This is a genomic window from Pseudomonas sp. LBUM1671 (genome assembly GCF_059695685.1).
Genome location: NZ_CP166782.1, coordinates 5,755,851 through 5,770,069, shown reverse-complemented (window position 1 = coordinate 5,770,069; position 14,219 = coordinate 5,755,851). Strand labels below are relative to the sequence as shown.

12 protein-coding genes are annotated in these 14,219 nt (G+C 60.6%); 11 read left to right on the top strand and 1 reads right to left on the bottom strand.

All coding sequences use genetic code 11. The features are described from left to right. Window positions 1-186 precede the first annotated feature (186 nt). The 8 genes from glyA (at window position 187) to ACA060_RS26690 (ending at window position 10,187) form a co-directional block, all read left to right on the top strand. Complete coding sequence (gene glyA, locus ACA060_RS26725; protein ID WP_109635427.1) at window positions 187-1,440, top strand: serine hydroxymethyltransferase; 1,254 nt, start codon at window positions 187-189, stop codon at window positions 1,438-1,440. Window positions 1,441-1,463: 23 nt separating this feature from the next. Then, on the top strand, window positions 1,464-2,714 hold the full coding sequence (locus ACA060_RS26720) for a sarcosine oxidase subunit beta (RefSeq protein ID WP_007947735.1): 1,251 nt from the start codon (window positions 1,464-1,466) through the stop codon (window positions 2,712-2,714). Between the two features lie 14 nt (window positions 2,715-2,728). Further along, window positions 2,729-3,058, top strand: coding sequence for a sarcosine oxidase subunit delta (locus ACA060_RS26715; RefSeq protein WP_109635425.1), 330 nt, complete (start codon window positions 2,729-2,731; stop codon window positions 3,056-3,058). Continuing rightward, a complete protein-coding gene (locus ACA060_RS26710; protein ID WP_497314158.1) occupies window positions 3,055-6,072 on the top strand; it encodes a sarcosine oxidase subunit alpha in 3,018 nt (1,005 codons plus the stop codon). Before ACA060_RS26715 ends, ACA060_RS26710 begins: the two co-directional genes overlap by 4 nt. 144 nt (window positions 6,073-6,216) lie before the next feature. Continuing rightward, window positions 6,217-6,849 carry a sarcosine oxidase subunit gamma gene (locus tag ACA060_RS26705; RefSeq protein ID WP_497314156.1) on the top strand — a complete coding sequence of 211 codons (633 nt, stop codon included), beginning with the start codon at window positions 6,217-6,219 and terminating at the stop codon, window positions 6,847-6,849. 200 nt (window positions 6,850-7,049) lie between these two features. Continuing rightward, window positions 7,050-7,907, top strand: coding sequence for a formyltetrahydrofolate deformylase (gene purU / locus ACA060_RS26700; protein ID WP_109635419.1), 858 nt, complete (start codon window positions 7,050-7,052; stop codon window positions 7,905-7,907). A gap of 207 nt (window positions 7,908-8,114) precedes the next feature. Beyond that, a complete protein-coding gene (gene fdhA / locus ACA060_RS26695) occupies window positions 8,115-9,314 on the top strand; it encodes a formaldehyde dehydrogenase, glutathione-independent (RefSeq protein ID WP_059407445.1) in 1,200 nt (399 codons plus the stop codon). Between the two features lie 315 nt (window positions 9,315-9,629). Continuing rightward, window positions 9,630-10,187 (top strand): DUF2780 domain-containing protein, encoded by a 558-nt coding sequence (locus ACA060_RS26690; protein WP_497314154.1) that lies wholly within the window; start codon window positions 9,630-9,632, stop codon window positions 10,185-10,187. Window position 10,188: 1 nt separating this feature from the next. On the opposite strand, the gene yihG is transcribed toward ACA060_RS26690, so the two are convergent. Then, window positions 10,189-11,076, bottom strand: a complete 888-nt coding sequence (yihG, locus tag ACA060_RS26685) for a 1-acylglycerol-3-phosphate O-acyltransferase, YihG family (protein WP_497314152.1) — start codon at window positions 11,074-11,076, stop codon at window positions 10,189-10,191. A 336-nt stretch (window positions 11,077-11,412) separates the two neighbouring features. Here yihG and rloA2 point away from each other — a divergent pair, with 336 nt between their 5' ends. Genes rloA2 through creC form a run of 3 tightly spaced genes read left to right on the top strand, consistent with a single transcriptional unit; the run spans window position 11,413 to window position 14,080 of the window. Continuing rightward, on the top strand, window positions 11,413-11,919 hold the full coding sequence (gene rloA2 / locus ACA060_RS26680) for a retropepsin-like aspartic peptidase RloA2 (protein WP_497314150.1): 507 nt from the start codon (window positions 11,413-11,415) through the stop codon (window positions 11,917-11,919). Between the two features lie 59 nt (window positions 11,920-11,978). Then, window positions 11,979-12,659: a two-component system response regulator CreB gene (gene creB / locus ACA060_RS26675; RefSeq protein ID WP_497314149.1), complete on the top strand. Its 681-nt coding sequence runs from the start codon at window positions 11,979-11,981 to the stop codon at window positions 12,657-12,659. After that, the gene (creC, locus tag ACA060_RS26670) at window positions 12,659-14,080 is read left to right on the top strand and encodes a two-component system sensor histidine kinase CreC (protein WP_497314147.1); all 1,422 of its coding nucleotides are present in this window, start codon (window positions 12,659-12,661) and stop codon (window positions 14,078-14,080) included. The genes creB and creC overlap by 1 nt, the downstream gene beginning before the upstream one ends. Window positions 14,081-14,219 lie beyond the last annotated feature (139 nt).

The window sequence follows — 14,219 nt, the reverse complement described above, 5'->3', positions numbered from 1 at the left end:
ATCCTGGCTGAATTGAAGACTGTGTCCGGTCAGCCATTTCAGCCCATGTCGTAAACGCACCTTTGCGTGGCGTCCGTAGGCATTTGGCCTGTCTGCGCCGGTCATACCATCGCATCAAAGGGCACTGTCGAAACACCGGTGCCTTACCGAGACGAATGGCGCATAGATGCCGCTGGGAGAGACGCGATGTTCAGCAAGCAAGACCAGATCCAGGGTTACGACGATGCACTGCTGGCGGCGATGAATGCCGAGGAGCAACGCCAGGAAGATCACATCGAGCTGATCGCGTCAGAGAACTACACCAGCAAACGCGTCATGGAAGCGCAAGGCAGTGGCCTGACCAACAAATACGCCGAAGGTTATCCGGGCAAGCGCTACTACGGTGGCTGCGAGCACGTCGACAAGGTTGAAGCCCTGGCCATCGAACGCGCCAAGCAACTGTTCGGTGCCGATTACGCCAATGTCCAGCCGCACTCCGGTTCCTCGGCCAACAGCGCCGTTTATCTGGCACTAATCCAGGCGGGCGACACCATCCTGGGCATGAGCCTGGCCCACGGTGGTCACCTGACCCACGGCGCCAAAGTGTCGTCCTCAGGCAAGCTGTACAACGCCGTGCAGTACGGCATCGACACCAAGACCGGGCTGATCGACTACGACGAAGTCGAGCGCCTGGCCGTCGAATGCAAGCCGAAGATGATCGTTGCCGGCTTCTCGGCTTACTCCAAGACCCTCGACTTCCCGCGTTTCCGTCAGATCGCCGACAAGGTCGGTGCGCTGCTGTTCGTCGACATGGCCCACGTCGCCGGTTTGGTCGCTGCCGGCCTGTACCCGAACCCGCTGCCGTACGCCGATGTAGTCACCACCACCACCCACAAGACCCTGCGCGGTCCACGTGGCGGCCTGATCCTGTGCAAGGCCAATGAAGAAATCGAGAAAAAGCTCAACGCGGCTGTGTTCCCGGGTGCCCAGGGCGGCCCGCTGATGCACGTGATCGCGGGTAAAGCGGTGTGCTTCAAGGAAGCGTTGGAACCTGGTTTCAAGGCCTATCAGCAACAAGTGATCGACAACGCCCAGGCCATGGCCGGCGTGTTTATCAAACGCGGCTACGATGTAGTGTCCGGCGGCACCGATAACCACCTGTTCCTGGTCAGCCTGATCCGTCAGGGCCTCACCGGCAAAGAGGCGGACGCAGCACTCGGTCGCGCCCACATCACTGTGAACAAGAACGCTGTCCCGAACGATCCACAGTCGCCGTTCGTCACCTCCGGCCTGCGCATCGGCACCCCGGCGGTGACCACGCGCGGCTTCAAGGTGACCCAGTGCGTCACGCTGGCCGGCTGGATCTGCGACATCCTCGACAACCTCGGCGACGCCGATGTGGAAGCGAATGTTGCCCAGCAAGTGTCGGCCCTGTGCGCGGACTTCCCGGTTTATCGCTGAGCGCGGTTTTGGAGTAAATGACTATGCAACGCTACTCAGGCTTCGGCCTCTTCAAACACTCCCTCAGCCATCACGAAAACTGGCAGAAGATGTGGCGCACGCCGACCCCTAAAAAGGTCTATGACGTGGTCATCGTCGGCGGTGGCGGGCATGGTCTGGCGACCGCTTACTACCTGGCCAAGGAACACGGCATCACCAACGTGGCCGTGGTCGAGAAAGGCTGGCTGGGCGGCGGTAACACCGCGCGCAACACCACCATCGTTCGCTCCAACTACCTGTGGGACGAGTCGGCGCACCTGTACGAACACGCGATGAAATTGTGGGAAGGCCTGTCCCAGGACCTGAACTACAACGTGATGTTCTCCCAGCGCGGCGTTTACAACCTGTGCCACACCCTGCAAGACATCCGTGATTCCGAGCGTCGGGTGAGCGCCAACCGCCTCAACGGCGTCGATGGCGAACTGCTCGATGCCAAACAAGTGGCCGACGAGATTCCGTACCTCGACTGCTCCAAGAACACCCGCTACCCGGTGATGGGCGCAACCGTCCAGCGTCGCGGCGGCGTGGCCCGTCACGATGCCGTGGCGTGGGGCTTTGCCCGTGCCGCTGACGCCTTGGGCGTGGACTTGATTCAACAGACCGAAGTGATCGGCTTCCGCAAGGAAAACGGCGTGTGCATCGGTGTTGAAACCAACAAGGGTTTCATCGGCGCCAAGCGCGTCGGTGTGGTCACCGCTGGTAACTCCGGGCACATGGCCAAACTCGCCGGTTTCCGTCTGCCGATCGAATCCCATCCGCTGCAAGCGCTGGTGTCCGAGCCGATCAAGCCGATTATCGACAGCGTGATCATGTCCAACGCCGTACACGGTTACATCAGCCAGTCCGACAAGGGCGACCTGGTGATCGGCGCCGGTATCGACGGCTACAACGGCTACGGCCAGCGTGGTTCGTACCCGGTGATCGAGCACACCATTCAGGCCATCGTCGAGATGTTCCCGGTGTTGTCCCGCGTGCGCATGAACCGTCAGTGGGGCGGCATCGTCGACACCACGCCGGATGCATGCCCGATCATTTCGAAAACCCCGGTCCCGAACATGTTCTTCAACTGCGGTTGGGGCACCGGTGGCTTCAAGGCAACACCTGGCTCGGGCAACGTGTTTGCCGCGAGCCTGGCCAAGGGTGAAATGCACCCATTGGCTGCACCTTTCTCCATCGACCGTTTCCACAACGGTGCGTTGATCGATGAACACGGCGCTGCTGCGGTTGCCCACTAACAGGAGAAATCCCCATGTTGCATATCTTCTGTCCTCACTGCGGCGAACTGCGCTCCGAAGAGGAATTCCACGCATCCGGCCAGGCGCACATCCCGCGCCCACTGGATCCGACCAACTGCACCGACGAGGAGTGGGGCGACTACATGTTCTTCCGCGATAACCCTCGCGGTCTGCACCACGAGCTGTGGGATCACGTCGCCGGTTGCCGTCAGTATTTCAACGCCACCCGCGACACCGTGACCTACGAGATTCTCGAGACCTACAAGATCGGCGCCAAGCCGCAGTTCACCGACAAGACCGATAGCCCGAAAGCGGCCACGACGGCTCTGGGAGAGAAGGTATGAGCCAGATCAATCGCCTGTCCAACGGTGGACGGATCGACCGCAACAAAGTGTTGAGCTTCACCTTCAACGGCCAGGTCTACAAAGGCTTTGAAGGCGATTCGCTGGCCGCTGCCCTGTTGGCCAACGGTGTCGACATCATCGGTCGCAGCTTCAAGTATTCCCGTCCGCGCGGCATCTTCGCTGCCGGCGCCGAAGAGCCCAACGCCGTGCTGCAGATCGGCGCGACCGAAGCTACGCAGATCCCGAACGTACGCGCCACGCAACAAGCGCTGTACCAAGGTCTGGTCGCCACCAGCACCAACGGCTGGCCGAGCGTGAACAACGACATGATGGGGATTCTCGGCAAGGTCGGCGGCAAGCTGATGCCGCCGGGCTTCTACTACAAAACCTTCATGTACCCGCAATCGTTCTGGATGACTTACGAGAAGTACATTCGTAAGGCCGCAGGTTTAGGCCGCTCGCCGACCGAAAACGATCCGGACACCTACGACTACATGAACCAGCACTGCGACGTGCTGATCGTCGGCGGTGGCCCTGCTGGCCTGGCCGCTGCTTTGGCGGCTGCGCGCAGCGGTGCTCGCGTAATCCTGGCCGATGAGCAGGAAGAGTTCGGCGGCAGCCTGCTCGACTCCCGCGAAAGCCTCGACGGCAAACCAGCGGCCGAGTGGGTCGCCAGCGTCATCGCCGAGCTGAAAGACACCCCGGACGTGCTGCTGTTGCCGCGCGCCACGGTCAACGGTTACCACGACCATAACTTCCTGACCATTCATGAGCGCCTGACCGATCACCTCGGCGACCGCGCCCCGATTGGCCAGGTGCGTCAGCGCATCCACCGGGTTCGCGCCAAACGTGTGGTGCTGGCGACTGGTGCTTGCGAGCGTCCATTGGTTTACGGCAACAACGACGTGCCGGGCAACATGCTCGCCGGCGCTGTGTCGACTTACGTGCGCCGTTACGGCGTGGCACCGGGCAAAAAACTGGTGCTGTCGACCAACAACGATCACGCCTACCGCGTAGCGCTGGATTGGCTCGACGCCAGCCTGCAAGTCGTGGCTATCGCCGACGCCCGCAGCAATCCGCGTGGAGCGCTGGTTGAAGAAGCACGCGCCAAAGGCATTCGCATCCTGACCGGCAGCGCCGTGATCGAGGCCCGTGGCAGCAAACACGTGACCGCCGCTCGCGTCGCCGCGATCGATGTCAAAGCACACGCCGTGACCAGTCCTGGCGAGTGGCTCGATTGCGATTTGATCGCCAGCTCCGGCGGTTACAGCCCGGTGGTTCACTTGGCTTCGCACTTGGGCGGCAAGCCGACCTGGCGTGAAGACATCCTCGGATTCGTACCGGGCGAAGCACCGCAGAAACGCGTGTGCGTCGGTGGCATCAACGGCGTCTATGGCCTCGGTGATTCGTTGGCCGATGGTTTTGAAGGCGGCGCTCGCGCAGCCAGCGAAGCCGGTTTCAGCGTGGTCGAAGGCACGTTGCCGAAAGCCCTGAGCCGTCTCGAAGAGCCCACCCTGGCGCTGTTCCAAGTGCCGCATGAAAAAGGCACCGCGCGCGGGCCCAAGCAATTCGTCGACCTGCAAAACGACGTCACTTCCGCCGCCATTGAACTGGCGACCCGCGAAGGCTTCGAGTCGGTCGAGCACGTCAAACGCTACACCGCACTGGGCTTCGGTACCGACCAGGGCAAACTCGGCAACGTCAACGGCCTGGCCATCGCCGCCCGTTCGCTGAACGTGACCATCCCGCAAATGGGCACCACCATGTTCCGCCCGAACTACACGCCGGTAACCTTCGGCGCCGTGGCCGGCCGTCACTGTGGGCACATCTTCGAACCTGTGCGTCACACCGCGCTGCATCACTGGCACGTGAAGAATGGCGCCGAGTTTGAAGACGTCGGTCAGTGGAAGCGTCCTTGGTACTTCCCGAAAAACGGTGAAGACATTCACGCTGCCGTAAAACGCGAATGCAAAGCCGTGCGCGACAGCGTCGGCCTGCTGGACGCTTCGACCCTGGGCAAGATCGACATCCAGGGCCCGGACACCCGCGAGTTCCTCAACCGCATCTACACCAACGCCTGGACCAAGCTCGATGTGGGCAAGGCGCGTTACGGCCTGATGTGTAAAGAAGACGGCATGGTGTTCGACGACGGCGTGACTGCATGCCTGGCCGACAACCATTTCGTGATGACCACCACCACCGGCGGCGCTGCACGCGTGCTGCAATGGCTGGAAATCTACCATCAGACCGAATGGCCAGACCTGAAGGTGTACTTCACGTCCGTGACGGATCACTGGGCAACCATGACCCTGTCCGGGCCGAACAGCCGCAAGCTGCTCAGCGAAGTGACCGACGCCGATCTGAGCAACGAAGCCTTCCCGTTCATGACCTGGAAAGAAGCGCTGGTCGGCGGTGTGCCGGCGCGGATTTTCCGGATTTCGTTTACCGGTGAGCTGTCGTACGAAGTCAACGTGCAAGCCGACTATGCGATGGGCGTTCTCGAGAAAATCGTCGAGGCCGGCAAGCAGTACAACCTGACCCCGTATGGCACTGAAACCATGCACATTCTGCGGGCCGAGAAAGGCTTCATCATCGTCGGTCAGGACACCGACGGCTCGATGACCCCGGACGACCTGAACATGGGCTGGTGTGTCGGTCGCACCAAACCGTTTTCGTGGATCGGCCAGCGTGGCATGAACCGCGAAGACTGCGTGCGTGACCAGCGCAAACAGCTGGTGGGCCTGAAGCCGATCGATCCGACCAAATGGCTGCCGGAAGGGGCACAACTGGTGTTCAACACCAAGCAGACGATTCCGATGACGATGGTCGGTCACGTCACTTCCAGCTACCTGCACAACTCCCTGGGCTATTCGTTTGCCATGGGCGTGGTGAAGGGCGGTTTGAAGCGCATCGGTGAGCGGGTGTTCGCACCGCTGGCGGATGGCAGCGTGATCGAGGCGGAAATTGTGTCTTCGGTGTTCTTCGATCCGAAAGGCGATCGCCAGAACATTTGATGGCCTCGAGATCTGCTGGCGGGCTACCAATCGCTAGCAGGCTAGCTCCCACAGGGGAACGCGGTTGAATGTGGGAGCTAGCCTGCTGGCGATGACGGCAGTGCAGCCACCACAGGAACCAACAGAATTCAGGAAAGGTGCTTTATGACCGCAGCCAATGTGTACCAACAACGCCCAACCACCGGGGCCAAGGCCGAGTCGTCGCTGCATCATGCCGACCTCGCCAGCCTGGTGGGCAAGGGCCGCAAAAGCGCCGGCGTGATCGTGCGTGAGAAAAAACTCCTCGGTCACCTGACCATTCGTGGCGATGGCCATGATGCTGCCTTCGCCGCTGGCGTGCACAAGGCCCTCGGCATCGAGCTGCCAGGTGCGCTGACCGTCGTGGTCAAAGGCGAAACCAGCCTGCAATGGATGGGGCCGGATGAATGGCTGCTGATCGTGCCGACCGGTGAAGAATTCGCCGCCGAGCAAAAACTGCGTGAAGCGCTGGGCGATCTGCATATTGCGATCACCAACGTCAGCGGCGGCCAGCAGATCCTCGAACTGAGCGGCCCGAATGTGCGCCAGGTGCTGATGAAATCCACCAGCTACGACGTGCACCCCAACAGCTTCCCGGTGGGCAAGGCAGTCGGCACCGTGTTCGCCAAGTCGCAACTGGTGATCCGCCACACCGCCGAAGACACCTGGGAACTGCTGATCCGTCGCAGCTTCTCGGATTACTGGTGGTTGTGGTTGCAGGATGCGGCGGCCGAATACGGGCTTAGCGTTCAGGCGTAATGATCGTTTGTGGCTAGGGGCTTTTGTGGTGAGGGGATTTATCCCCGTTGGGCTGCGAAGCGGCCCCAAAGTCCATCAGTTAAACCGTATCGATTGGTTTTACGACTGCTTCGCAGCCGAACGGGGATAAATCCCCTCGCCACAGGATCCTGCACAGCCTTGAAGTTGTGCAGGTATTTTCGAACAGGAGTCACCGCACTATGAGCCGCGCCCCAGACACATGGATTCTGACCGCCGACTGCCCAAGCGTTCTCGGCACCGTGGACGCGGTGACCCGCTTTCTGTTCGAGCAGGGCTGCTACGTCACCGAGCACCATTCCTTCGATGACCGGCTTTCGGGCCGTTTCTTCATTCGCGTGGAATTCCGCCAGCCTGACGGCTTCGACGAACAAGCCTTCCGCGCAGGTTTGGCGGAACGTGGTCAAGCCTTCGGCATGGTCTTCGAGCTGACCGAGCCGAACTACCGGCCAAAAGTGGTGATCATGGTTTCCAAGGCCGATCACTGCCTCAACGATTTGCTCTACCGCCAGCGCATCGGCCAGTTGTCGATGGACGTGGCCGCCGTGGTTTCCAACCACCCGGACCTCAAGCCGTTGGCCGACTGGCACCAGATTCCGTATTACCACTTCCCGCTGGACCCGAACGACAAGCCGTCGCAGGAGCGTCAGGTCTGGCAGGTGATCGAAGAGTCCGGCGCCGAACTGGTGATCCTTGCCCGTTACATGCAAGTCCTGTCGCCAGAGCTGTGCCGCAAACTCGACGGCAAGGCGATCAACATCCATCACTCCCTGCTGCCGGGTTTCAAGGGCGCCAAGCCTTATCACCAGGCCTACAACAAGGGCGTGAAACTGGTCGGCGCGACGGCGCACTACATCAACAACGACCTGGACGAAGGCCCGATCATTGCCCAGGGCGTGGAGGCCGTGGACCACAGTCATTACCCGGAAGATCTGATCGCCAAAGGGCGGGATATCGAAGGGCTGACCTTGGCCCGGGCCGTTGGTTATCACATCGAGCGAAGAGTGTTTCTCAACGCGAACAGAACCGTCGTTCTTTAGATCGCCATCGCTGGCAGGCCAGCTCCCACAGGGGATTTGTGTCTGCCCACAGATCTCGGTCACACCAAAGATCAACTGTGGGAGCTAGCCTGCTAGCGATGAGGCCATTACAAGCAACACATAAACAGCATCTGTACCCGAGCAATCAACGCGCCGCCGCTCCATGGCGACGCGACCGCTACATAAAAACAACAGCGAGGTGAAAGCATGTCTGGCAATCGTGGTGTGGTGTATCTCGGCGCTGGCAAGGTCGAAGTACAGAATATCGAATATCCGAAAATGCAGGACCCGCGTGGCAGGAAGATTAACCACGCCGTCATCCTTCGTGTGGTTTCCACCAACATCTGTGGTTCCGATCAGCACATGGTGCGCGGTCGTACCACCGCTCAAACCGGCCTGGTGCTGGGCCACGAAATCACCGGTGAAGTGATCGAGAAGGGCAGCGACGTCGAGAACCTGCAGATCGGCGACCTGGTGTCCGTACCGTTCAACGTCGCTTGCGGGCGCTGCCGTTCCTGCAAAGAGATGCACACCGGTGTCTGCCTCAGCGTTAACCCGGCGCGTCCGGGCGGCGCCTACGGTTATGTCGACATGGGCGACTGGACCGGCGGCCAGGCTGAATACGCGATGGTGCCGTACGCTGACTTCAACCTGCTGAAACTGCCTGATCGCGATCGCGCGATGGAAAAAATCCGCGACCTGACCTGCCTCTCCGACATCCTGCCCACCGGTTACCACGGAGCAGTCACTGCCGGCGTTGGCCCGGGCAGCACCGTATACATCGCCGGTGCCGGTCCTGTCGGTCTGGCCGCGGCCGCTTCCGCTCGCCTGTTGGGCGCTGCGGTAGTGATCATCGGCGACGTCAACACTGTCCGCCTGGCACACGCCAAGGCGCAGGGTTTCGAAATCGCCGACCTGTCCCTTGACACCCCGCTGCATGAACAAATCGCTGCACTGCTGGGCGAACCAGAAGTGGATTGCGCCGTCGACGCCGTAGGCTTCGAAGCGCGCGGCCACGGCCATGACGGCGTGAAACACGAGGCCCCGGCCACCGTGCTCAACTCGCTGATGGGCGTTGTGCGGGTTGCCGGCAAAATCGGTATCCCGGGCCTGTACGTGACCGAAGATCCAGGTGCAGTAGATGCCGCCGCAAAAATGGGCAGCCTGAGCATCCGCTTCGGCCTGGGCTGGGCAAAATCCCACAGCTTCCACACCGGCCAGACGCCAGTGATGAAGTACAACCGCCAGCTGATGCAGGCGATCATGTGGGACCGCATCAACATCGCCGAAGTGGTGGGCGTTCAGGTGATCAGCCTGGATCAGGCACCACAAGGCTATGGCGAGTTCGATGCGGGCGTGCCGAAGAAGTTTGTGATTGATCCGCACAAACTGTTCAGCGCGGCGTAAGCCTTCACGCAATGCAAAACGGCGACCCGAGGGTCGCCGTTTTTGTTGATGTTTTACATCAACCCTGTGGCGGGGGAGCTTGCTCCCGTTGAGCTGCGAAGCGGCTCGAAACGCTGTGATTTCTATCTGTAAGACACAACGTGTCTGACAGTTTCGCGACAGCTTAGCCGCCAAACGGGAGCAAGCTCTCTCTCCACAGGTGTGTGAACGGGGTAAAAATGCGGCAGCAAGGAACATTGCCCAGCAAACCCCTGTCAAACCGGCAGTTTTCCCGCTCACACACGGGCGGTTTTCATGGCGCAAGAGGATGTCTGGATGAAGATTTCACGCGGTTTTGCACTGGCTTCGCTGATGACCCTCGCGGCCAGTCCGGTCTTCGCCGGTTTCAGCCTGGAAGATGTGACCAAAGCGGCCGCGAGCATGCAGGGCGGTAACGCCGCCACTGCCGCCGCGCCGACGCAGGAAACCGCCGGGTTGCTGGGCGCGCTGACTTCGCAGTTGAACGTCAAACCCGAGCAAGCCGTCGGCGGCACCGCGGCGATGTTGGGGCTGGCCAAGAATCAGTTGAGCTCGACCGACTATTCGGAATTGGCGAAAAGCGTACCGGGTATCGACAAGCTGTCCGGCGGCGGTGAGCTTGGCGCCCTCGCTGGATTGCTCGGATCGTCCGGTAAATCGGCCGGTCTGGAAAACGCCTTGGGCAGCGTGAAAAACACCAATGACCTGAACAACGCTTTCAGCGCGTTGGGCATGGACAGCGGCATGATCGGTCAGTTTGCCCCGGTGCTTTTACAATTCCTGGGTCAGCAGGGCGTCGGCGGTTCGCTGCTGGAAAGCCTGGGCGGGATCTGGGGCGCCGGCACCGGTAGTTGATTCAGCGGCGTTCGGCGCGCAAGGCGTCGATGCGTTGATCCTTTTCGATCCAGAGCTGGTTGACCCAGTTCTGGATCGTTTCGCGAAACACCGGGTCGTTCTCGTAATCGCCTTGCCACAGGGCCGGGTCGAGTTCGCGGGTCTTGATGTCGATGATGACCCTCGGCACGTTGCCGCTGATCAAGTCCCAAAACCCCGGAATCTGCTGCTGCGGATACACCACCGTCACATCGAGAACGGCGTCCAGCTGTTCGCCCATCGCCGCCAATACGAACGCCACGCCGCCGGCCTTGGGCTTGAGCAGGTGGGTGAACGGTGATTGCTGCTGAGCGCTTTTCGCCGTGGTGTATCGAGTGCCTTCCAGGTAATTGACCACGGTGACCGGCTGACGCTTGTACAACTCGCACGCCGCTTTGGTGATTTCCAGATCCTTGCCGGCCAGTTCCGGGTGCTTCGCCAGGAATGCCTTGGTGTAGCGCTTCATGAACGGGTAATCCAGCGCCCACCACGCCAGGCCCAGGAACGGCACCCAGATCAGTTCTTTCTTGAGGAAGAACTTGAAGAATGGCGTGCGGCGATTCAGCGTCTGGATCAGCGCCGGGATATCGACCCAGGATTGATGGTTGCTGATCACCAGGTACGAGGTGTCGCGGCGCAGGTCATCGCCGCCGCGGATGTCCCATTGGGTGGGGATGCACAGGCGGAAAACCAGCTTGTCGATTTCGGCCCAGGTCTCGGCGATCCACATGACGGCCCATGAGGCGTAGTCGCGAAAGCGCCCGGGCAGGATCAGTTTGAGCAGGGCAAACACCATCAGCGGCCCGAACAGGACCAGGGTGTTGAGCAACAGCAGCAGGGTAACGAAACAGCCGGTGAGCAGGCGGCGCATAAGTAACTCTTGAAAGCCTTTGGGCGCGCCATGATATGCAGCTTCGGGCGGCAGGCCAAATCGGCGGTGACGAATGTTTCACCTTTACATCGTTATGCTTGCAGCCTGATGAGATCCCTGTGGCGAGGGAGCTTGCTCCCGTTCGGCGGCGAAGCCGCCGTAAATCCATTCAATTCGGTGTTCCTGACAAGTCAATTCACATAGCTTTGGGGCCGCTTCGCAGCCCAGCGGGAGCAAGCTCCCTCGCCACAAAGGTATATGCTCGTCCAACTATCGTTGTTGTTTGCGGTCTAGAATTCGGCCACTGTGCCCCCATTCCCAAAGGATGCCCACTACGTGAAATCCCTCCTTGCACTGCTTTCCCTCGTGGCCCTGCCGGTCCTGGCCGCTGAGCCGACGCTGTACGGGCGTTACGAATACATTGCGCTGCCGGAAATCGGCGGCGAAGTCCTTAAAGCCAAAATGGACACCGGCGCCCTCACGGCATCGCTGTCGGCCAAGGACATCGAAACCTTCAGCCGCGACGGCGACGAGTGGGTACGTTTCCGCCTCGCCACCAAAGACGCGAGCAACAAGGTCTACGAACACAAGGTCGCGCGGATCAGCAAGATCAAGACCCGCTCCGAAGAAGACGATGATGACAAGGAAGCCATCGAGCCAACCAAGCGTCCGGTGGTGGATCTGGAGCTGTGCCTGGGCAACGTCAAGCGCACCGTCGAGGTCAACCTCACCGACCGCAGCAGCTTCAACTACCCGTTGCTGATCGGTGCCAAGGCCTTGCGTGAATTCGGCGCAGCGGTAAACCCGGCGCGACGTTTCACCGCCGACAAACCCGACTGCTGATTGACGGAATGTGAGGCTTGGGGCACCGTTCGCCCACTTAACTGCCGGGCTCGGACGCCATGCCTCATATCCTGATTGTTGAAGACGAAGCGGCGATTGCCGACACCCTGATATTCGCGTTGCAGGGCGAGGGGTTCACCACGACCTGGTTGAGCCTCGGCGTGGCGGCGCTGGAGCATCAGCGCCAGACGCCGGCCGACCTGATCATTCTCGACATTGGCCTGCCGGACATCAGCGGTTTTGAAACCTGCAAGCAATTGCGGCGTTTCAGCGAAGTGCCGGTGATCTTTCTCAGTGCCCGTGATGCGGAAATCGATCGCGTGGTGGGCCTGGAAATCGGCGCCGACGATTACGTGGTCAAACCGTTCAGCCCCCGGGAAGTCGCGGCGCGGGTCCGGGCGATTCTCAAGCGTATGGCGCCGCGCCCGGTGGCCGAGGTTTCGTCGACGCTGTTTCGGATCGACAGCGAACGCGTGCAGATCAGCTATCGCAATCAGCCATTGATCCTCACGCGGCACGAATTCCGTCTGCTGCGATGCTTGGTGGAACAACCCGAACGGGTCTTCAGTCGCGAGCAGTTGCTCGATGCGCTGGGGGTCGCCGCCGATGCCGGTTACGAGCGCAGCATCGACAGCCACATCAAAAGCGTGCGCGCCAAGTTGCGACTGGTGAAGGCTGACGCCGAACCGATCCAGACCCATCGCGGCCTCGGCTACAGCTACAGCCCGGGGCACAGCTGATGCCGTTGGGGATCCGGATCTTCCTGGTCTACGTGCTGTTTATCGGCCTGACCGGTTATTTCGTGCTCAACACGGTGATGGAAGAAATCCGCCCCGGGGTGCGTCAATCCACCGAAGAAACGTTGGTGGATACAGCAAACCTGATGGCCGAGATCCTGCGCGACGACTTCAAGGCCGGCACCCTCAATCAGAACCGCTGGCCCGAACTGCTCAAGGCCTATGGCGAACGGCAGCCTAAGGCAAGCATCTGGGGTTTGCCGAAGAATCAGGTCAACCACCGCATCTACGTCACCAACGCCAAAGGCACCGTCGTGCTGGATTCCAGCGGCGTAGCGGTGGGCCAGGATTATTCGCGCTGGAACGACGTCTACCTGACGTTGCGCGGTGAATACGGTGCGCGTTCCACTCGCAGCGATCCCAATGATGCGAACTCCTCGGTGATGCACGTCGGCGCCCCGATTCGCGACAACGGCCGGATCATCGGCGTGGTCACCGTGGCCAAGCCCAACAGTTCGTTGCAGCCTTATGTGGATCGCACCGAGCGTCGATTACTCGCCTATGGCGCCGGGTTGATCGGCTTGGGCCTGCTGTTCGGCGCGCTGTTGTCGTGGTGGTTGAGTGCGGCGTTACGGCGGATGACAGTCTATGCGCAGGCCGTCAGCGAAGGGCGGCGCGTCGAGGTGCCGCATTATCGCGGCGGTGAGCTGGAGCAACTGGCGACGGCGGTGGAACAGATGCGAACGCAGCTGGAAGGCAAAGCCTACGTCGAGCGTTATGTGCACACGTTGACCCATGAATTGAAGAGCCCGTTGGCGGCGATTCGCGGTGCGGCGGAGTTACTGCAAGGGGAAATGCCGTTGGATCAGCGGCAGCGTTTTGTCAGCAACATCGACAGCGAAAGTGTGCGCATGCAGCAGTTGATTGAACGGTTGCTGAACCTGGCCCAGGTTGAGCAGCGCCAAGGGCTGGAAGAGCGGGTGGCGGTGCCCTTGGCGGGGCTGGTGGATGAGTTGCTCAATGCACAGGCCGCGCGAATCGAAGGCAAGAAGTTGCGTGTGGAACAGCGGATTACCCCGGACATGAACCTGCATGGCGAGCCGTTTCTGCTGCGTCAGGCGTTGGGGAATCTGCTGGAAAATGCTTTGGATTTCACTCCGCCTCAGGGCGTGCTGCGATTCAGCGCCGAGAGGGTCGGTGAACAGATCGAGTTCAGGCTGTTCAACCAGGCTGAGGCGATTCCTGACTATGCGTTACCGCGTTTGAGTGAGCGCTTCTATTCCTTGCCGCGACCGGACAGTGGGCGCAAGAGCACCGGGTTGGGGCTTAACTTTGTGGAAGAAGTGGTCAAGTTGCATGGCGGGACATTGAGCATCGGCAATATTGACGGCGGTGTTGAAGTCAAATTGTGTATGCCTGCTTAGAATCACCCCTCACCCTAACCCTCTCCCAGGGGGCGAGGGGACTAACCGATGTGTTATGTAGAAAATTGGCGACTTGAGATATCGAGTGGGACTCATCATTTGAAAGACTTGAAGATCGGCTCCCTTTCCCCCTCTCCCC